This is a genomic window from Streptomyces sp. NPDC046887 (assembly GCF_040644755.1).
Classification (GTDB): Bacteria; Actinomycetota; Actinomycetes; order Streptomycetales; family Streptomycetaceae; genus Streptomyces; species Streptomyces lichenis.
On sequence record NZ_JBEYXH010000014.1, the window covers coordinates 53,835 to 72,974 of the forward strand.

A 19,140-nucleotide genomic window follows, 5' to 3' on the forward strand; every position below is an offset into this window, starting at 1 on the left:
GATACGTCCAACACCAGCACTCCGCGCCCCTCCTGGGACCCTCGCCACCGCCCCTGCGTGCCTGGCATCACCCTCGAAAACGAGGCCGTCGACCTCTCGCTGCTGGATGCCCTTCGGTGTGCCGACGAGCTGAGCGGCAACCTCTCAGGTGCCACCCCGGGTGAGGGGGTCGCGCTCATCGAATACCTGCTGGCCATCTGCTTCGCGGCCGGGGATCACCCCGTGTCCCCCGACGAGTGGCACGCCTGGGTGGTGGAGGGGCACCCGTTCGACAGGGCCGTGCAATGGCTGGCCGACGGAGTGGCGGACGACTGGGACCTCTTCCACCTGGACACCCCACTGGGTCAGAACAGCCAGTTGCGATGCAAGATGGATGCGGAAAGCACCGGCCCGGCTCAGCTGGTCCTCGAACGAGTCGGTGACTACAGCCAGTTCTTCGACCACTACCACCTGGAGGACCCGACACCGCTCTCGGCCGCTGAGGCGTTCCGGGCGCTGTTGGTCCAGCATGTGTACGGGCTGGCGGGGCGGGCCCGGCTGTCCGGGAAGTGGCTCGGGCCGAAGCTGACCAATCTGGCCGCAGGGCGGCTCCAGAGCCGCATTCGAGTAGTGGCGCAGGGCCGCACCCTGGGGGACACCCTGCGGTTGAACCTCTACCCGGCCGCCGAGGACCAGGTCGGCCAATTCAACTACTCCTGGACGAGCGGGGACTTCAAGCGTCGCGGCTTCCAGGTCAAGCCGCCGGGGCGCGCCACCTCCGGCCCGGCGGACCTGCACAGTTACCTGGGGCGCTCGGTGCTGCTGGAGCCGGTGTTGAACGGCAGGGACGTGCTGGTCACCCGGGTGCTGATCGGGGCCGGCGAGATTCTTGAGCTCGACCCCGCACGTGATCTTGAGGATGCGGTCCCGAAGCAGAAGATGAACGGGCACGGGAAGCCGCTGTGGCCGTCACCGACCCGGGCGCTGTGGCGTGACGCTCACGCGCTCTACACCGCTGCGACGAAGGAGGAGCAGGGGCTGTTCGGCCGGCTGGGCACCCTCGCCGAGCGACAAAGGGAGGGCCCCGGCCCCGACTCGCCGTACAAGCTCTGGGCCGTCGGGCTCATCGCCGACAAGACCCTGGTCACCACCTGGACGGACGGCTACTTTCCGTACGCCCCGTCCCAGGAGGCCGAACTGTGCTGGGCCTCCCAGCACGGCTCCGCCGTCGCGGAGCGGATCGCCGACGGCCTGGAGCGGGCCGCGTACGCGGCGTGGAAGATCGTGTATCCGAACCCGAAACCCGCCGACCGCCCGGCCCAGCAGGCCCGGTTCGACGCGCGCCGTGAGTTCTGGCCGGCGGCCGAGCAGCCATTCCTATATCTGCTGGAGGAAACGGCCCTGGGAGCCCCCGCAGCGCAGGCCCTCCCCGACTACACCGCCGAGCTGCGCCTGCTGGCAGAGGACTTCCTCAAGCACCGCCTGGACTCGCTCCCCGCCAACGACACCGGCATGCGTGCCCGGGCCCGGGCCGAACAGCGCTTCCGGGAGTGGCTTGCCGCACCCGGTGCCCCCGAAGAACTCCGAGGAGGGAGTGGATGAGGGACAGCAGCGGACTTGAGTGGACCGGGCCCGTCCCGGACCAGCGGGGCGGAGACCAGCTCACCGCCTGGTTGGTGTCCCTGGTGCACAACCGCGAGTACGGCAGCCTGGCCGAACTGCGCCGTACCAGGACGACCGACGCCCATATCCGCGCGGGCTGGTTCGGCCCACAGAAGCACCGCGAGATCTACGAGAACGTGGCCTTTCTGTTCGGCGTCTACCACCAGGGCCGGTCCACGCCCTTGTACGGCAGCGGAAGCCTCGGCACGGCGGCGCGCAGGATCGGGGACGGCACCGGGCGTGGGCCCGACAACCCGGGCGCCCAGCGGCTGCTGGCACGGGTGGTGGCCAGTCGCCGCATTCCGTGGCGGCACCTTCAGCACACGGTCACCCGACTGCGCTCCTGTGAGCAGCCACCACCCTCCTGGACCCGGCTCACCGACGACCTGACCCGGTGGTACGACCGCCGGGCGCGCATCGCCTACGGGTGGTCGGTCGACTTCCACCATCCGGGAACGCGCGGCCGGACCGTAAGCAGTACCACCACGACGCGGAAGGACGCGACCCAGTGACCCAGGCCCCCCGAAGCCAGTTCCTCTCCCTGCACCTGCTGGAGACCCTGGTCGCCGTGCTCCCGGTCAGGGACGAGAACGGCTCCCCGAAGAGCCTGGTCTATGGCGGAGTTGAACGCCATATGATCAGCAGCCAAGCGCGCCGCCGGGCCGAACGGGTGCACGCACGGAACCGGGCCAACGCCGGGATCGGCGCCCTGGCGGGCCGCAGCACCGGGCTGCGTACCCGGGAGTGGGCGCTCATCACGGCCAGGAGCCTGGAGCAGGCGCACGGTTGGGACCGCGAGGAGGCGATCACCACCGCCCGCGCCGTCATCGAGGCCACCGGGCTCAAGTTCGGTGACCGGGCCAAGAAGACCGTGGCCAATCTGACCAAGGTCCTTCTCTTCGCCCCGGCCGACACGGGCGACCGGATTGCCGCCTATGTGCAGGAGAACGCCCAGGAGTTGCGGGTGTGGCGGGACGACTACCTTGCCGCGCAAGAGAAGGCGGCGGCCGGGAAGGGGGGAGGACGGCGGGGAGCGCGGAAGGGCTCTGCCCGTGCTGGCGACGGCGGCGACGTCGAACCCGACGGCACCGTGGACACGGCCGAAGGAGCCGGACCCGCCGAGACAACCCTTCCCCCGCTGGCCAAGCGCCACCGCGACGCCGTACTGCTCGCCATCGCCCCCCGGGACGCCATCGACATCGCGCTCTACGGACGCTTCCTCGCGGAGATCGCGGACTCCCCGAACGTGGACGGCGCCGTGCAGAGCAGCCACGCCTTCACCGTTCAGGAGGCCGAGCAGGTGGATGACTTCTACGCGGCCGCCGACGACGCCAAGCTGCACCGCAAACGCAACGCTCTGGACTTCCTGGACTCGGCGGACGACTCGGGTGCCGGGATGACCGGCTACCAGTCCCTGATCACCGGCACCTTCTACCGCCATGCCGTCCTGGACCGGACCCAGCTGCGCACCAACCTCCGCATCGCCGGGATGACGGAGGCCGAGGCGGAGGACGCCGCCCTCGCCGCCGAGAAGGAGTTCGTCAACGCCTTCGTGGAGGCGTTCCCCGAGGCGAAGAAGAACTCCACAGCGTCCACTGGATCGCTGCCCGCGCTGGTCCTCGCCTTCGAGGGTGAACGGCCCTACAACTACGCCGCCGCCTTTCAACTGCCAGTGGACGAAAACCCGTTGGACAAGGGCGGGGAGGGCCCGGCGGGTCCCGCCGCGGTGCGCAGACTGCTGACCCACCACGCCTTCGTCAGCGAACGCCGCCCCGATCTGACCGACGCACGGGTGCTGACCTACGACCCGCAGATCGACGCCGTGCTGAGGGACGCATCGAGGGAGGCGGGAGCGAGCGTGGTCGCCGTGAAGAAGATCGAGGAGCTGACGCGGTGAGCCACGTCCTGCTCATCCGGCTCGCCGCTCCCCTCCAGTCCTGGGGCGTGGCCAGCCGGTTCTGGCGGCGTGACACCCACAGCAGGCCGACGAAGTCCGGGGTCATCGGACTCTGCGCGGCGGCGCTCGGCCTGCCGCGCGAGGCGGTACCTGCGGGCGGACCCGGGGACGCCCCTGGACCTGATCCGCTCGCCGAGCTGGCCCCGCTGCGGTTCGGGGTGCGGGCGGACCACCCGGGCAAACCGGTGCGGGACTACCACACCGTAGGCGCCGGCCGGTATCCGCTGCGGCCTCGGGACCTGGCCACCGACCACCGCCGCGCGGCCGCCGCACTCGCGGTCGGCGAGGAGGCCGAAGACGACCTCGCGCAGGGCGGTGAACCATCCCCTGACCTCGTACGACCGTTCGGGCGGCAGGAGTTGGCGGGCTGGTACGGGGCGCCGAAGAGGATCACGGCCGACCCGCTCTCCGGGACGCTGGTCTCCGCCGAGGTGCGGCGCAAGGCGCTGATCACGGAGCGCTGGTATCTGGCCGACGCCACCTTCCTCGTCGGGCTCGAAGGCGAGGACAAGGACAGGAGGCTGCTGGAGCGGATCGCGCATGCTCTGGAGCATCCCCGGCGTCTGCTGTGGTTGGGCCGCAAGTCCTGCCCGCCTTCCGGGCAGTTGGCGCTGGGTGTCTGGCCCGGCAGGCTCAAGGAGGTCTTCGAGGCGGTGGCCCTGCTGCCGGCCTTCTATGAAGCGCCTCCGCGCCGGCTGGACCCCCGGCCGTGGGCGTGGATCGAGAGCGGGCACCCCCTCCCGGGCACCGGTCCGGTGATGGACCAGCCGGTCGGCTTCCCTGCCATGGGACCCCAGCACCGCGCCCGCTGGGAGGAGCGGATGCGCGTGACCATCGATTCCCGTGCACGCGATTGGAACATCATCCCGTGACCGCGCCTCGCACCACGGCCGCCAGGTTCGTCGCCACCCACACGCTGCTGACCCTGGAGGCCAGGCACCCCTACGTCGCCAAGTCGCTCATCGACGCCCAGGACATGCACCGGACCGTGATGAGCGGCTTCCGGGGCTGGGTGGACGACGGCAGCGCCGACGCCCGCTCCCAGATGGCGGTGCTGTCCACCTGGACGCTCAACCTCCGGGAGGCCCTGCTCTCCCTCGTGGTGCAGTCCCAGGTGCCCGGCGACTGGAGCCGGATCCCCCGGGCCGCCCTCGCCGAGAAGGCCGTCACGCTGACCCTCGACCGGACCTTCCGTGTCGGCGACACGGTCGACTTCCGGACCGTGGTCAACCCCGTCCGCAGTCTTCCGCCCGCCTCCGGCTCGCCCGAGAAGACCCGCGGCGCCCGGGTGCCGCACACCCGTCCCGACCATGTGCGGACCTGGTTCACCCGCCGGCTCCAGCCGCTCGGCGAGCCCTCCGTGGTGGAGGCCACCGGCCTCACCCGGCTGGGTGCCGACGCGCACCCGGACGACCTGGGCGTCCGGATGCTGCCCCAGATCTCCAGCCCCTCGCCGCACAAGGGGCTGCGGCTGACGCGCGCGGAGATCAGGGGCAAGCTGACGGTGACGGACCCGGCCGTGTTCGTCCAGGTGCTGACCCGGGGACTGGGACACGGCCGTGCTTATGGCTGCGGACTGATCCTGGTGCGGTGAGGTCACCGGGGCTGACGGCCGGAGACTCCCTCGGCGGCGGCCGGTGTGGGAGGCGGTCCGCGGGGCATCTGCTCGGCACGCTCGGTCGGCGGCACCCTACGGGGCGGCTCGGCCGGGCGTTCGAGACCCCGGCATGAGAGCACGAGAGGACGTACCCGATGGCAGCCGACGACGTGGTCCGGCTCATCCTCGCCGACCACCGCACCATGGAGGACCTGCTGCGGCGTATGCGCAGCGTGGACGAGGACCGGGCGGGCGCGCTGCGCGAGTTCTCCGGTCTGCTGGTCGCGCACGCCGAGGCCGAGGAGGCGGAGGTCTACCCGGCACTCAAGCGCTACAAGAACGTGGACGACGAGGAAGTGGAGCACGGCTCCAAGGAGCACGACGACGGCAACGCCGCACTGCTCGCGCTGCTGGAGACCGACCAGGACGACCCGGAGGCCTGGGACGAGGCGCTGGAGAAGCTGTCCGAGGCGGTGACCCACCATCTGGACGAGGAGGAGCGCAGCCTGCTCAACGACACCCGGGAGAACGTGTCCGACGAGCGGCGCGGCGCGCTGGGCCGGGCGTTCCGGGACCGGCGGGCGAAGCTGCTGGACGCCGACTGCGGCAGCGTGGACAACGTGCGGCGACTGGTGGAAGGGTGAGGGTGGACGGTACGTCCTGAGGGTGGACGGCGCGTCCCTGGGAGCGGGACTCCCGAACCGTGACGGCGGAAGTCCCGCTCCGACGGCGTCAGTCGCCCGATCGGCCGCGCGCTCGCCCCGTCACACCTGCTCCCTGGCGTCCAGGTCGGTGGCGAGCAGGGCGGCCAGCTCTTCGACGGCCGCCTCGGCGCCCTCTTCCTCGGCGCGCAGCGTCAGGGTGTCGCCGTGCCGGGCCCCGAGGGCGAGTACGGAGAGCAGGCTGCGGGTGTCGACCGGGGCGCCGCCGTCCCGGGCGACGGTGACCCGGACCGGCTGGCGGCCGGCGGCCTGGACGAACAGCGAGGCGGGGCGTGCGTGCAGCCCGGAGGCGGAGCCGACGACGGCGGTGCGCTCGAACACGGGGGAGACTCCTGACGGTGAGGGGGATGGGGGCGGCACTCAGACCGCGGCGGGGGCCGTGGTGGTGAGGCGTTCGGGGCCGGTCGCGCGGCGGCGGCTCTTCAGCAGGATGACCAGGGCGGCCGTGACCAGCGTGCCCGCGGCGATGGCCACCAGGTACAGCAGCGGCCGGCCGATCAGCGGGACGACGAACACTCCGCCGTGCGGGGCGCGCAGGGTCGCGCCGAAGGCCATCGACAGGGTGCCGGTGACGGCACCGCCCGCCATGGCGGAGGGGATGACCCGCAGTGGGTCGGCGGCGGCGAACGGGATGGCGCCCTCGGTGATGAAGGAGCCGCCCAGCACCCAGGCCGCCTTGCCGTTCTCCCGCTCGGCCCGGCTGAACAGCCGGCCGCGCACGGTGGTGGCCAGCGCCATGCCCAGCGGCGGCACCATGCCCGCCGCCATCACGGTCGCCATCACCTTCAGGCTGCCGTCGTTGGGGGTGGCCAGGCCGCCCACGGCGAAGGCGTAGGCGACCTTGTTGACCGGGCCGCCCAGGTCGAAGCACATCATCAGACCGAGCAGCACCCCGAGGAGGACCGCGTTGCCTCCGGAGAGCCCGCCCAGCCAGTCGGTCATCGCCTGCTGGAAGGAGGCGATGGGCTTGCCGACCACCACGAACATCAGGAAGCCGACCGCCGCCGCCGAGACCAGTGGGATCACCACCACCGGCATGATGCCGCGCAGTACGGCGGGCACGTCGACCCGCTGGATCGCCATGACCACCGCGCCCGCCAGCAGACCGGCGACGAGGCCGCCGAGGAACCCGGCCTCGATGGTGACGGCGATGGCGCCGCCGACGAAGCCCGGCACCAGACCCGGGCGGTCCGCCATGCCGTACGCGATATAGCCGGCCAGCACCGGGACCAGGAAGCCGAAGGCGGCGCCGCCGATCTGGAACATCAGGGCGGCCCAACTGGCGGCCTCGGTCCACCGGAAGTGCTCGGCCACCGAGGGGGCCTCGGTGATCCCGTAGCCGCCGACCGCGAAGGCGAGGGCGATCAGCAGACCGCCCGCCGCGACGAACGGGACCATATAGCTGACGCCGGTCATCAGCCAGGTACGCAGCCGGGTGCCGAAGCCGTCACGCTCACCGCCGTCCGGCTGCCGGTCCATGGGGGCGGGCCGGTCGGGGGCGGGAGCGCCGGTCTCGCCTCGCTCGGCCCGGGCGCGGGCCTCGGCGACCAGTTCGGCCGGTCGGTTGATGGCCGCTTTCACCCCGGTGTCCACGGTGGGCTTTCCGGCGAACCGGGCCTTCTCCCGTACCTCCACGTCATGGGCGAGGACCACGGCGTCGGCGGCCGCGATGACGGCCGGGTCGAGACGGGTGAAGCCCGCCGACCCCTGGGTCTCGACGGCGATCTCCACACCCTCCGCCTCGGCGGCGCGCTGAAGGGCCTCGGCGGCCATATAGGTGTGCGCGATACCGGTGGGGCAGGAGGTGACCGCGACGATGCGGAACGGGCGGTCGGGGGAAGCCGGTTGTTCCGGAGCGGGGACGGCCGAGGGCCGCTCGTCGTCGCCACGGATCAGGGCGGCGGCCCGGGCCGGGTCGGCTTCGGCCCGCAGCGCGGTGGTGAACTCCGCGTCGGCCAGCCGCCGGGCGAGGGCGGAGAGGATGGTGAGATGGTCGGTGTCGGCGCCGGCCGGGGCGGCTATCAGGAAGATGAGGTCGGCCGGGCCGTCCGGGGCGCCGAAGTCGATGCCCCGGGCGCTGCGCCCGAACGCCAGGGTGGGCTCGGTGACATGCTCGCTGCGGCAGTGCGGGATGCCGATGCCGCCTTCCAGTCCGGTCGGCAGCTGCTCCTCGCGCGCGGCGACATCCGCGAGGAAGCCCGCCAGATCGGTGACGCGGCCGGCGGCGACCATCCGCTCGGCCAGCGAGCGGGCGGCGGCCTGCTTGGTGTCGGCGGAGAGGTCGGTGTCGACCAGCTCCGCGGTGATCAGTTCGGTCATCGCACGGCTCCTTGCCGGGGGTGCGCCCGCGAGGGGTGGGGAACGGCGGATGGTGGGGCGGCGGTGTCCGTCCGGGCAGCGGCCAGGGGAAGCGGACGGACGGATTCGGGCGTACGGGGTGGAGTGGCGGTACGGGACGGGGTGCGGCGAACGGTCATGGCGCCGGCTCCGTGAGCGGGCGGTCGAGCGGGATCTCCCGCACCGTGGTCACCGCGGCGGGCGCCAGGTCGGACGGCGTCGGCATCACACTGCCGGGCAACTGCACGGCCGCCGCGCCATGGGCCACCGCGGCGGCGAGCGCCACCGGTCCGGCGCCGCCCGCGCCGAGGAAACCCGCCAGGGAGGCGTCGCCCGCGCCCACGTTGCTCCGGACGGCGGCCGCCGGGGCGTGCCCGAACCAGCTGCCGTCCGCCTCGACCAGCAGTTGCCCGTCCGCGCCCAGGCTGGCGAGCACGGCGCCCGCACCCCGTTCGCGCAGCTCCTCGGCGGCCTTGACGGCGTCGCCGACCGTGGCGAGCGGGCGGCCCACGGCCGCGGCGAGCTCCTCCGCGTTGGGCTTGACCACATCGGGCCGCGCCCCGAGCGCGGCGGTGAGCGCGGCCCCGGAGGTGTCCAGGGCGACCCGGCCGCCGGCCCGGTGGGCGCGGGCCACCAGCTCCGCGTACCACTCGGGGGGCAGACCGCGCGGCAGACTGCCGCAGCAGGCGATCCAGTCGGCCCCGGCGGACCGCGCCCGGACCGCCTCCAGCAGTGCCTCCGCCTCGGCCGAAGTGAGCTCCGGGCCCGGGGCGTTGACCTTGGTGAGCGTGCCGTCGTCCTCGACCAGGGTGATGTTGACCCGGGTCGAACCGGCGACCGGGACCCCGGCGGCCTCGATGCCATGGCCGCCCAGCAGACTGCCCAGCAGCGCCCCCTCGGGGCCGCCGAGCGGCAGCACCGCGACCGTCCGGCCGCCCGCGGCGGCGACGGCCCGCGAGACGTTGACGCCCTTGCCGCCCGGGTCCACCCGGTCGCGGGCGGCGCGCAGCACGGCGCCCCGGTCCAGTGACGGCAGCTCGTAGGCGCGGTCCAGGCTGGGGTTGGGGGTGACGGTGAGGATCATGCGCGGACCACCTCCGGGCCTTGGCGCTCGACGGCCCGGGCGTCCTCGTCGGAGAGCCCCCGGTCGGTGATGAGCAGATCGACGTCGGACAGCCCGCCGAAGCGGGCGAAGTGCTGCTGACCGAACTTGGCCGAGTCGGCGAGCAGCACCACCCGGCGGGCCGCCCGCACGGCGGCGCTCTTCACCGCGGCCTCGGCCAGGTCGGGCGTGGTCAGCCCGCCGTCCGGGCAGAAGCCGTTGGTGGCGAGGAAGACCACATCGGCCTTGATCTCCGCGTAGGCTCGCAGCGCCCAGGCGTCCACGGCGGCCCGGGTCCGGTGCCGGACCCTCCCCCCGACCAGGTGCAGCGCGATCCCCGGGTGGTCGGCCAGCCGGGCGGCGATCGGCAGCGCGTGGGTGACCACGGTCAGCTCCGACTCCATCGGGAACGCGGCGGCAAGACGGGCGCACGTCGTTCCGGCGTCCAGGATCACGCTGCCGTCCGCGGGCAGTTCGGCGAGCGCGGCCCGGGCGATGCCGTCCTTCTCGTCGGCGGCGACCGCGTCGCGCTCGGCGAGGTCGGGCTCGAAGTCGAGATGGCCGGCCGGGATGGCGCCGCCGTGCACCCGGCGCACCAGTCCCGCGCGGTCGAGGGCCTTCAGATCGCGCCGTACGGTCTCGGCGGTGACCTGGAACCCCTCGGCGAGGGACAGCACGTCCACCCGGCCGCCCTCCCGGGCCAGCCGCAGGATCTCCTGCTGGCGCTCCGCTGCGAACATGTGGTTTTACATCCGTTCCATGACCGAGTCTGTGGTTTTCCGGGATGCTACGCCCGCGCGGCGGCGAAGTAAACAGTGAAGTGCACAGATGCGGGCGGACACGGGCATGGAGCGGAACGACAACCACATGCGCTGGGCATGGCATGGGGGAGGGGCCGCGAGACGTGTGCCCGCGACCCCTCCCTGCCACCGCCCCGGCGTCAGCCGAGGGAGCCCGTCCCACCCGCCCCACGCGGTGCTGGGGCGTACCCGTCGGGGCGGGAGGTGAAGGAGCCCCGGCCCTGGGTGCGCCCCCGCAGCCCGGAGGCGTAGCCGAACAGCTCGGCCAGCGGGACCAGGGCCGTGACCACCGCCGCGCCGGAGCGGGTCGACTGCCCGGTGACCCGGCCCCGCCGGGCCGCCAGATCGCCGAGCACCCCGCCCACGGCGTCGGCCGGGACGGTGGCCGTCACCTCGGCCACCGGCTCCAGCAACACCGTCCCCACCGTACGCAGCGCCTCCCGCAGGGCGAAGCGGCCCGCGGTGCGGAACGCCAGGTCCGAGGAGTCCTTCACATGGGTGGCCCCGTCGATGAGCGTCACCCGCACCCCGGTGACCGGATGCCCGCCGAGCGGACCCTCGGCGAGCGCGTCCCGGCAGCCGGCCTCGACCGCCCGGACGTACTCCCTCGGCACCCCGCCGCCGACCACGGCGGAGCCGAACACCAGGTCCGCGCCGCCGGCCGTCCCGGCGTCGTCCAGCACCTCCACATCGATGACGACCTGGGCGAACTGGCCCGCGCCGCCGTCCTGTTTGGCGTGCCGGTAGACCAGGCCGCGCACCGCGCCCGCCGGGGCCTCCCGGTAGGAGACCTGCGGACGGCCGGAGTTCAGGGCCAGCCCGTGCTCACGGCGGATGCGCTCCACCGCGACCTCCAGATGGAGCTCGCCCATCCCGGACAGCACGGTCTGGCCGGTCTCCGGGTCGGTGCGGACGGCCAGCGAGGGATCCTCCTCCACCAGCCGGGCCAGCGCCGACGCCAGCCGCTCGGTGTCGGCGCGGCTGCGTGCCTCCACCGCCACCGAGACCACCGGGGCGGCCGCCGTGGGCGGTTCGAACACCAGCGGACGGTCCGGCGCGCAGAGCGTCGCACCGGCCCGGGCGGCCTTGGGGCCGACGACGGCGACGATGTCACCCGCGACGGCCCGGTCCACCTCGGTGTGCCGGCCTGCCTGCACCCGCAGGATGCGGCCGATCCGCTCGCTGCGGCCGGTTCCCGCGTCCAGCACGGCGTCCCCCTTCCTCAGCGTCCCCGAGTAGACCCGCAGCGAGGTCAGCCGACCGGTCGCCGTCGCTGCCACCTTGAACACCAGCCCGGCGAACGGGCCTTCGGCGTCCGCGGTGCGTTCCTCGACCGCCCCGGCGTGCTCACCGCGCACCGGAGGCACGTCCAGGGGCGACGGCAGATAGGCCGCGACCGCGTCCAGCAGCGGTTCGACGCCGCGGTCGCGGTACGCCGAGCCGCACAGCACCACCACCGCCTCACCGCTGTGGGTGAGTTCGCGCAGCGCCGCCGTCAGCGTGGCCTCGGACAGCTCGGAGTGCTCGCAGAACTCCTCCAGCGCCCCCGGGTGCAGCTCGGCCACCGCCTCCATCAACCGCCGTCTGCGCTCGCGCACTTCACCGGCCAGCTCCTCGGGCACGGACTCCACCGCGAACCCGTCCGCGCCGTCCGTCCACACCAGGGCGCGCGGCCGCACCAGATCGACCACGCCGGTGAACCCGTCCTCCCGGCCGATCGGCAGCTGGACCACCAGCGGTACGGTGCCCAGCCGCTCGCGGATCGAGGCGGCGGCCGCGTCCAGATCGGCACCCGCCCGGTCGAGCTTGTTGACGAAGGCGATCCTGGGCACGCCGTGCCGATCGGCCTGGCGCCACACCGACTCGCTCTGCGGCTCCACACCGGCCACCGCGTCGAACACCGCGACCGCCCCGTCCAGCACCCGCAGCGAGCGCTCGACCTCGTCGGCGAAGTCGACATGCCCGGGGGTGTCGATCAGGTTGATCCGGTGCCCGGCCCACTCGCAGCTGACGGCCGCGGCGAAGATGGTGATGCCGCGGTCGCGCTCCTGCGGGTCGAAGTCGGTGACGGTGGTGCCGTCGTGGACCTCGCCGCGCTTGTGGACGGCGCCGGTGAGATACAGGATCCGCTCGGTGACGGTGGTCTTGCCGGCGTCGACATGGGCGAGGATCCCGATGTTGCGGACAGCGGCAACAGCGGCGACAGCGGCGACAGAGTTGGCGGTGCTGACGGTGGTGTGAAGGGTGGTGCGCACGGCCCTTGGCCTTTCGGGCGGGAGGAGAAGAGGGGCGGCGCGATGGGGCCCGGACGGGTGGCCCGCTGGCGTACCGGAGCACGTCGGGTACGGCGGGACGGCGCATCGGCACGGGCGGGAGCCCGCGACGGTGCGCGGAGGGGCCTTCGGCGGTGACGGTACGGGGTCGGCGGGCGGTGCCGCGCCGGCGCGGGCGTCAGAAGGTGGTCGTCACGGGCATCCGGTGGCGGCCGCGCAGCCGGCACCGGACCCCCGAGGACACCATGATCACGTCGTACCGGGACCGGGGGACGACGGCGGCGGCGTGGCGCACGGCCGGTCTCCCCTCACTCGTCGACATGGTTCCCACGGCGCCGCGGACCAGAGCCGTTCGGCGCACGAGCCGACTGTAGTGAGACCGACCGGCGCCGCGACACCGAATTACGTCAAGCGGTGTGCACCCGCCTCCAGAGGTACGGGGGCGCCGGGCGCGAAGCCCTCGGGCAGGTCCGCGCCCGGCCGGGCCACCACCGCGGCGGCGACCCCGCCCGCGTACTCCAGCAGCCGACGTACCGACTCCTCCGGCGCCCCCGGGCCCGGGACGCCCTCGCGGGCGAAGCGGTCCAGGCAGGCGGCGGTGAAGGCGTCACCGGCGCCGATGGTGTCGGCCACCCGCACCGGCGGGGCCGCCGCCCGGACCCGGCCGCCGCCGGGCAGGAAGGCGGTGCTGCCCCGGGCGCCCAGGGTCAGCAGCACCAGCCGCCCCCCGTCGGCGAGCCGGGCGCAGCTCTCCTCCGGGGTCCGGCCCGGCCAGAGGGCCCGTAGGTCCTCGTCGCTCGCCTTCACCACCCGGGCCAGCTCGCACAGCCGACGCAGCCTGCGCGCCCCGTCCGCCGGATCCAGGGTGCGGTCGGCGCGGACGTTGGGGTCCACCACCAGGCGGCCGAGCGCGGCGGCCTGCTCGGCGACGGCCGCCACCGCCCCGGCGGCCGGCTCCCGTACGGCGGCCAGGCCACCGGCGTACACCGCGGCGAACCGGTCGAGTCCGCCGGGCGGCGGGGTGAGCTCGAAGGTCGCGGTGGCGTGCAGGTGGAAGTCGTAGCGGGTGGAATGGCCGTCCGGGTCGGCCACCGCCAGCGCGGTCGGCAGCTCCGAGCGCCCGCACAGCGACAGATCGGCCCCGGCCCGCCGCAGCCGCTCCTCGCACCGGCGGCCGAAGGCGTCCGAGCCGAGGGTGCCGGCGAACACGGCGTGCCCGCCGAGCCGGGCCAGGGCGGCGGCCACGTTCGCCGCCGCTCCGCCGGGCAGCGGACGCAAGGCCCCGCCGCCGTCGGCCGCCGGGACCAAATCCACCAGGGCCTCGCCCACCACCAGCACCGGCCGCCCACCGGCACCACCGCTCACGGCTCCACCACGATCTTGCGGCCCTGCCCGGCCGCGAACCGCTCCAGCGCCTGCGGGTAGGCGTCCAGCGGGAAGCGGTCGCTGATGAACACCGTGGCGTCCAGCACCCCGGAGGCGAACAGCGCGGCCGCGCGTTCGAAGCTGTGCAGCACCGCCATGGAACCGGTGATGGTGATCTCCTGGTTGTAGATCCGGTACGGCTCGATCACGGCCGTGGTCGCGTAGTCCGCCACCCCGAACTGGAGGAAGGTGCCGCCCTTGGCGACCCGGCCCAGCCCGTCCTGGATGGCGCCCGCGTTCCCGGTGGCGTCCACCACCACGTCCCAGCCGTCGGGCTGGTCGAACTCCTCGGCCCGGGCTCCGGCGCGACTGGTGCCCAGCAGCCGGGCGGTGGCCAGCCGCTCCGGATTGATGTCCAGGATGTCCACGCTCGCGGCGCCGGTGCGCTTGGCCAGCTCCAGCATCATCAGCCCCATGGTCCCGGAGCCGTAGACCAGCACCCGGGCGCCCAGGGTGCTCCGCAGCACGTCATAGCCGCGCACCGCGCAGGACAGCGGCTCGATCAGCGCCGCGTCCCGTACGTCCACCTCGTCCGGCAGCTTCACGCAGTTGGCCACCGGGGCCAGCGCGTAGCGGGCCGCGCCGCCGGGCACGGTGACCCCGATGGCGGCCCAGTTGTCGCACAGGTTGCCGCGCCCCGAGCGGCAGTAGCGGCACTCGTGGCAGTGCAGCGAGGGGTCCACCGCCACCCGGTCGCCGACCGCCAGCTCTCGTACCTCCGAGCCGGTCTCGGCGACCACCCCGGCGAACTCATGGCCGGGAACGACCGGCAGGGTGGGGGCGAACTCGCCCTGGAGGATGTGCAGATCGGTGCCGCACAGTCCGCAGGCGGCCACCTCCACCACCACCTGGCGGGGCCCGGGGGAGGGGTCGGGCACGGTCGTGACGGACACCTTGCCGGGGGCTTCGATCAGCGCTGCCCTCATTTGACGGCTCCCAGGGACAGGCCCTGGACCAGTTTGTCCTGGGCGGCGAAACCGGCGGCCAGCACCGGCAGGGACACCACGACGGACGCGGCGCACATCTGGGCCAGGAACAGGCCCTGGCTGGTGACGAAGGAGGTGAGGAAGACCGGCGCGGTCTCGGCCCGCACCCCGGTCAGGACCCGGGCGAACAGCATCTCGTTCCAGCTGAAGATGGTGCAGATCAGCGCCGTGGCCGCGATCCCGGGCGCGGTCACCGGGGCGACCACCCGGGCCAGTACGGTCGGCAGCCGCGCCCCGTCCACCCGCGCCGCCTCGATGATCGAGACCGGTACGTCGGCCAGGAAGGACTGGAGCATCCACACCGCGATCGGCAGGTTCATCGAGGTGTACAGCAGGACCAGCAGCCAGATGTTGTCCAGCAGCCCGCTGTTCTTCGCGAACAGATACACCGGCAGCAGCCCGGCGATCACCGGCAGCATCTTGGTGGACAGGAAGAAGAACATCACATCCGTCCACTTCTCCACCCGCCGGATGGACAGCGCGTACGCGGCGGGCAGCGCCAGCAGCAGCACCAGCAGCGTCGAGAACACGCTCGCCATCAGCGAGTTGAGCAGCGGCGCCCAGGGCTCGGCGCCGAAGAAGGCCCGGTAGCCGTCGAGCGTCAGCGGCGCGGCCAGGGACGGCGGGCTGGTCGCCGCGTCCGGTTCCGAGTGCAGCGAGGTCAGCAGCATCCACAGCGCCGGTACGCAGAACAGCAGCCCGGCCACCCAGGCCAGCAGCCCCAGCGCGGCTCCCCGGCGCCGGGCCCGCCGAGCCGCCGGCGGCAGCGCCCCGGACGGACGGCCGGGTGCCTTCGTGGTCGTCAGGACCGTCATCCGCGGCCCACCTCCTCACGGAACAGCGAGGACACCACGCGCAGCGCGAAGGTCGCGACGACCAGGGTGCCCAGCACCACCAGCACCCCGGCCGCCGAGGCCAGTCCGTACTCGTGCGCCTTGTAGAACGTCTGGTAGATCGTGTACGGCAGATTGGCGGTGCCCAGCCCGCCGGAGGTGATGGTGAACACCGCGTCGAAGTTCTGCACCACATGGATCGAGCCCAGCAGCACCCCCAGCTCCAGATAGCGGCGCAGATGCGGCAGCGTCAGGAAGCGGAACGCCTGCCAGGCGCCCGCCCCGTCCAGCCGGGCCGCCTCCAGGGTCTCGGCCGGGCGGCTCTGCAACCCGGCCAGCAGGATCAGCATCATGAACGGCGTCCACTGCCAGATCAGCGCCAACTCCACCGCCAGCAGCGGCATATCGGAGATCCAGTCCGGCTGCGCCGGGCTCCGCACCCCGAACAGCGAGGTGAACCACGCCCAACCGCCGTTCAGCAGACCGTACTCGGGGTTGTAGAGGGCGTGCTTCCACAGCAGCGCCGCGGAGACCGGCACCAGCAGGAACGGGGTGATCAGCAGGGTGCGCACCACTCCGCGCCCGGCGAACGACCGGTCCAGCAGCAGCGCCAGTCCCAGCCCCAGCGCCACACTGACCACCACCACGGTGGCGGTCAGCAGCACGGTGGTGAGCACCGACTCGCGCAGCGCCGCGTCGGTCGCCACCGAGGCGTAGTTCTCCAGCCCGGCGAACGAACGGGCGTCCGGGGCCAGCGCGTTCCAGTCGAAGAGCGAGATGAACAGGGTAGCGGCGAAGGGCAGCTGGGTGACGGCGATCAGGAACACCAGGGCGGGCAGCAGCGGGGCCCGGGTCGCCCAGCGGCGGGCTCCACCGCCTGCCCGGACCGTACGGGAGGAGCCCGGCCGCTGCCGCCCGGCGGCGGCCCGGTCCTTGACGAGGGTCGCGGGCGCGCTCATCGGCGGCCTCCGGCCACCTTCTCGGCGAGCTTCTGCCCCTCGTCCAGGGCGGCGCCGACCGAGGTGCGCCCGGCGATGGCGGCGCTGACCTGCTGCGACACCCGGGTGCCGAGGTCGGTGAACTCCGGGATGGCGACGAACTGGATACCGGGCGCGGGCCTCGGCTGGACCCCGGGGTTCTCCGGGTCGGCGGCGGCGATGGCCTCCCGGGTCACCTCCGCGAACGCCCCGGCCTCCTCGCGGTACTCGGGGATCGCGTAGGTGGAGGAGCGCTTGCCCGCCGGGACGGCCGCCCAGCCGGCGTTCTCGCCGACCAGCCGCTCGTAACCCGCCCCGGACGCCCAGGAGATGAACTTCCAGGCGTCATCGCTCTTCTCGGACGCCTTCTGCACGCCCCAGGCCCAGGTGTAGAGCCAGCCGGAGCTCTTGGTCCGCTCCACCGGCGCCGCGACATAGCCCACCTTGCCCTTCACCGGTGAGCCGGCCGCCTCCAGACCGGCGGCCCCGGCGGTGGCGTCGTACCACATGGCGGTCCGGCCCTGCGTCATGTTGTTGAGGCACTCCGCGTAGCCGGACTGGGCGGCGCCGGCCTGCCCGTGCTTGCGCACCAGGTCCACATAGAACTCGGTGGCCTTGCGGAACTCCGGCGAGGTCAGCCCCGGCGTCCAGTCCTTCTCGAACCAGGTGCCGCCGAAGGTGTTCACCACGGTGGTCAGCGGCGCCATCACCTCGCCCCAACCGGGCAGGCCACGCAGGCAGATGCCCTTCATACCGGGCTCGGCCCCGTCCGCCTTGGCGGCCAGCTCGGCGACCTGGGTCCAGGTGGGCCGGGCGGGCATGGTGAGACCCTTCTTGGCGAACACGTCCTTGCGGTACATCAGAAAGGACGACTCGCCGTAGAACGGCTCGGCGTACACCGTGCCGTCCACGGTCAGCGACTCGCGCACCGGGGGCAGGATGTCCTCCTGGTCGAAGGCCGAGTCCCGGGCGATGTGCTCGTCCAGCGGATGCAGCCAGTCGTTGGCCGCGTAGATCGGCACCTCGTAGTTGGAGATGGTCGCCACGTCGTACTGCCCGGCCTGGTTGGAGAAGTCCTGGCCGATCTTGTCCCGGACGTCGTTCTCCGGCAGCACGGTGAACTCGACCGTGATCCCGGTCTCCTTGGTGAAGTGCTCGGCAGTCAGCTTCTGCAACTGCACCATCTGCGGGTTGTTCACCATCAGCACGTTCAGGGTGCCCGCACCGCCCCCGCCGATACCGCCCTCGCCCCCGGCGCCGGCGCACCCGGCGAGCAGCAGCAGCGCGGCGAGGGCACCGGCGGTCCGCCGTATCGGCACCCGCCGGGACGGGGCGGAGGCGCGGACCGGGGCCGGTCGTGGTGTGCGGGGCGTCGGTGGGGGAGGGAGGTACGGGGACGGCATGCGGCTCTCCTGTGCGTGTCGGGTGCGCCGGACGCGGGGCAACGCCCGGCTGCGGCTCCGTTTCTATCCCCGGGGCACGGCCTGGGACCGCTTCGTCGCCGCACCGATCGTGCCCGGTCCTGCCCGCAGCGTTTCCCGTGTCGGTGCGGGTCACGGCGGTGTACGGCGGCTCCGGGCGGTGAGGGGTTGCCCGTTTCCCCCGGCGGCTGTGCCCGTTTCCCGCCCGGACCGTACGATCACCGCCACCGGCACGCCCCCGCGAGCCCCGCCGGACCGGTACGCCAGTCGAAAGGAAACGCTGATGGACTCCGACGAGCGCAGGCGCGACATCCTGGACCTGGCCCGGCGGCAGGGCTCGGTGGAGGTGGCGGCGCTGGCCGGCCGGCTGGCCGTGGCGCCCGAGACCATCCGCCGCGATCTGCGCGCACTGGCCGAACACGGCCTGGTCCAGCGCACCCGGGGCGGCGCCTACCCGGTCGAGAGCGCCGGCTTCGAGACCACCTTCGCCACCCGCACCACCCGCCATGTGCCGCAGAAGACCCGGATCGCCACGGCGGCGGCGGAACTGCTCGGCGACGCCGAGACGGTCTTCGTGGACGAGGGTTTCCTGCCCCAGCTCATCGCCGAGTCCCTCCCCGTCGAGCGCCCGTTGACCGTGGTCACCGCCTCCCTCGGGGTGGCGGCCGCGCTGGCGCCCCGGCCGAACGCCACCGTGCTCCTCCTGGGCGGCCGGGTACGCGGCTCCACACTCGCCACCGTCGACCACTGGGCGGCCAGGATGCTCGCCGGGTTCGTCATCGACCTGGCCTATATGGGCGCCAACGGCATCTCCCGCGAACACGGTCTGACCACCCCGGACCCCACGGTCGCCGAGGTCAAGGCCCAGGCCATCCGCAGCGCCCGCCGCCGGGTGTTCGCCGGGGTGCACACCAAGTTCGGCGCGGTGAGCTTCTGCCGCTTCGGCGACGTACCCGAGCTGGAGGCCATCGTCACCGACACCGGGCTGCCGCTCGCCGAGGCCCACCGCTACCAGCTGCTCGGACCGCAGGTGCTCCGGGTCTGAGAGCGGTGGACGCCGGGCCCTCTA

The 19,140-nt window shown here is 73.2% G+C and carries 17 protein-coding genes; 7 read left to right on the plus strand and 10 right to left on the minus strand.

Annotated elements, in window-relative coordinates; all coding sequences use genetic code 11:
* Nucleotides 1-57 precede the first annotated feature (57 nt).
* The 6 genes from ABZ945_RS15820 (at nucleotide 58) to ABZ945_RS15845 (ending at nucleotide 5,839) form a co-directional block, all read left to right on the plus strand.
* On the plus strand, nucleotides 58-1,581 hold the full coding sequence (locus tag ABZ945_RS15820) for a type I-E CRISPR-associated protein Cse1/CasA (protein WP_361269041.1): 1,524 nt from the start codon (nucleotides 58-60) through the stop codon (nucleotides 1,579-1,581).
* Entirely contained in the window at nucleotides 1,578-2,153 is a 576-nt protein-coding gene (gene casB / locus ABZ945_RS15825; protein ID WP_361269044.1) for a type I-E CRISPR-associated protein Cse2/CasB, read from the plus strand. Before ABZ945_RS15820 ends, casB begins: the two co-directional genes overlap by 4 nt.
* The gene (locus tag ABZ945_RS15830) at nucleotides 2,150-3,538 is read left to right on the plus strand and encodes a type I-E CRISPR-associated protein Cas7/Cse4/CasC (protein WP_361269048.1); all 1,389 of its coding nucleotides are present in this window, start codon (nucleotides 2,150-2,152) and stop codon (nucleotides 3,536-3,538) included. Before casB ends, ABZ945_RS15830 begins: the two co-directional genes overlap by 4 nt.
* Nucleotides 3,535-4,470 carry a type I-E CRISPR-associated protein Cas5/CasD gene (locus tag ABZ945_RS15835; RefSeq protein WP_361269050.1) on the plus strand — a complete coding sequence of 312 codons (936 nt, stop codon included), beginning with the start codon at nucleotides 3,535-3,537 and terminating at the stop codon, nucleotides 4,468-4,470. Before ABZ945_RS15830 ends, ABZ945_RS15835 begins: the two co-directional genes overlap by 4 nt.
* Nucleotides 4,467-5,192, plus strand: coding sequence for a type I-E CRISPR-associated protein Cas6/Cse3/CasE (cas6e, locus tag ABZ945_RS15840; protein ID WP_361269053.1), 726 nt, complete (start codon nucleotides 4,467-4,469; stop codon nucleotides 5,190-5,192). The genes ABZ945_RS15835 and cas6e overlap by 4 nt, the downstream gene beginning before the upstream one ends.
* A 158-nt stretch (nucleotides 5,193-5,350) precedes the next feature.
* Nucleotides 5,351-5,839, plus strand: a complete 489-nt coding sequence (locus ABZ945_RS15845; protein WP_361269056.1) for a hemerythrin domain-containing protein — start codon at nucleotides 5,351-5,353, stop codon at nucleotides 5,837-5,839.
* Nucleotides 5,840-5,959: 120 nt separating this feature from the next.
* On the opposite strand, the gene ABZ945_RS15850 is transcribed toward ABZ945_RS15845, so the two are convergent.
* From ABZ945_RS15850 to ABZ945_RS15895, 10 genes are all read right to left on the minus strand, one after another.
* Nucleotides 5,960-6,238, minus strand: coding sequence for an HPr family phosphocarrier protein (locus ABZ945_RS15850; RefSeq protein WP_361269058.1), 279 nt, complete (start codon nucleotides 6,236-6,238; stop codon nucleotides 5,960-5,962).
* A gap of 39 nt (nucleotides 6,239-6,277) precedes the next feature.
* Nucleotides 6,278-8,236, minus strand: a complete 1,959-nt coding sequence (locus tag ABZ945_RS15855; protein WP_361269060.1) for a fructose-specific PTS transporter subunit EIIC — start codon at nucleotides 8,234-8,236, stop codon at nucleotides 6,278-6,280.
* Between the two features lie 154 nt (nucleotides 8,237-8,390).
* On the minus strand, nucleotides 8,391-9,338 hold the full coding sequence (pfkB, locus tag ABZ945_RS15860) for a 1-phosphofructokinase (RefSeq protein WP_361269062.1): 948 nt from the start codon (nucleotides 9,336-9,338) through the stop codon (nucleotides 8,391-8,393).
* Nucleotides 9,335-10,096, minus strand: a complete 762-nt coding sequence (locus ABZ945_RS15865) for a DeoR/GlpR family DNA-binding transcription regulator (protein WP_361269064.1) — start codon at nucleotides 10,094-10,096, stop codon at nucleotides 9,335-9,337. The genes pfkB and ABZ945_RS15865 overlap by 4 nt, the downstream gene beginning before the upstream one ends.
* Before the next feature lie 200 nt (nucleotides 10,097-10,296).
* Nucleotides 10,297-12,411 (minus strand): elongation factor G, encoded by a 2,115-nt coding sequence (gene fusA, locus ABZ945_RS15870; RefSeq protein WP_361269066.1) that lies wholly within the window; start codon nucleotides 12,409-12,411, stop codon nucleotides 10,297-10,299.
* Between the two features lie 420 nt (nucleotides 12,412-12,831).
* On the minus strand, nucleotides 12,832-13,794 hold the full coding sequence (locus ABZ945_RS15875; protein WP_361269069.1) for a PfkB family carbohydrate kinase: 963 nt from the start codon (nucleotides 13,792-13,794) through the stop codon (nucleotides 12,832-12,834).
* Entirely contained in the window at nucleotides 13,791-14,780 is a 990-nt protein-coding gene (locus tag ABZ945_RS15880; protein WP_361269071.1) for a zinc-dependent alcohol dehydrogenase family protein, read from the minus strand. Before ABZ945_RS15880 ends, ABZ945_RS15875 begins: the two co-directional genes overlap by 4 nt.
* Nucleotides 14,777-15,655 (minus strand): carbohydrate ABC transporter permease, encoded by an 879-nt coding sequence (locus tag ABZ945_RS15885; protein WP_361269074.1) that lies wholly within the window; start codon nucleotides 15,653-15,655, stop codon nucleotides 14,777-14,779. The genes ABZ945_RS15880 and ABZ945_RS15885 overlap by 4 nt, the downstream gene beginning before the upstream one ends.
* A complete protein-coding gene (locus ABZ945_RS15890) occupies nucleotides 15,652-16,632 on the minus strand; it encodes a sugar ABC transporter permease (RefSeq protein ID WP_361269077.1) in 981 nt (326 codons plus the stop codon). The genes ABZ945_RS15885 and ABZ945_RS15890 overlap by 4 nt, the downstream gene beginning before the upstream one ends.
* Entirely contained in the window at nucleotides 16,629-18,053 is a 1,425-nt protein-coding gene (locus ABZ945_RS15895; protein WP_361269079.1) for a sugar ABC transporter substrate-binding protein, read from the minus strand. Before ABZ945_RS15895 ends, ABZ945_RS15890 begins: the two co-directional genes overlap by 4 nt.
* 301 nt (nucleotides 18,054-18,354) lie before the next feature.
* On the opposite strand from ABZ945_RS15895, the gene ABZ945_RS15900 reads away from it, so the two are divergent.
* Nucleotides 18,355-19,116 (plus strand): DeoR/GlpR family DNA-binding transcription regulator, encoded by a 762-nt coding sequence (locus ABZ945_RS15900; RefSeq protein ID WP_361269081.1) that lies wholly within the window; start codon nucleotides 18,355-18,357, stop codon nucleotides 19,114-19,116.
* The last annotated feature ends 24 nt before the right edge of the window (nucleotides 19,117-19,140 follow it).

Excerpts from the sequence above, each read along its gene's own strand:
- ABZ945_RS15880 (WP_361269071.1), bottom strand. The coding sequence starts at position 14,780 with ATGAGGGCAGCGCTGATCGAAGCCCCCGGCAAGGTGTCCGTCACGACC.
- ABZ945_RS15865 (WP_361269064.1), bottom strand. The coding sequence starts at position 10,096 with ATGTTCGCAGCGGAGCGCCAGCAGGAGATCCTGCGGCTGGCCCGGGAG.
- ABZ945_RS15855 (WP_361269060.1), bottom strand. The coding sequence starts at position 8,236 with ATGACCGAACTGATCACCGCGGAGCTGGTCGACACCGACCTCTCCGCC.
- pfkB (WP_361269062.1), bottom strand. The coding sequence starts at position 9,338 with ATGATCCTCACCGTCACCCCCAACCCCAGCCTGGACCGCGCCTACGAG.
- casB (WP_361269044.1), top strand. The coding sequence starts at position 1,578 with ATGAGGGACAGCAGCGGACTTGAGTGGACCGGGCCCGTCCCGGACCAG.
- ABZ945_RS15900 (WP_361269081.1), top strand. The coding sequence starts at position 18,355 with ATGGACTCCGACGAGCGCAGGCGCGACATCCTGGACCTGGCCCGGCGG.
- ABZ945_RS15885 (WP_361269074.1), bottom strand. The coding sequence starts at position 15,655 with ATGACGGTCCTGACGACCACGAAGGCACCCGGCCGTCCGTCCGGGGCG.
- ABZ945_RS15845 (WP_361269056.1), top strand. The coding sequence starts at position 5,351 with ATGGCAGCCGACGACGTGGTCCGGCTCATCCTCGCCGACCACCGCACC.
- ABZ945_RS15890 (WP_361269077.1), bottom strand. The coding sequence starts at position 16,632 with ATGAGCGCGCCCGCGACCCTCGTCAAGGACCGGGCCGCCGCCGGGCGG.
- ABZ945_RS15895 (WP_361269079.1), bottom strand. The coding sequence starts at position 18,053 with ATGCCGTCCCCGTACCTCCCTCCCCCACCGACGCCCCGCACACCACGA.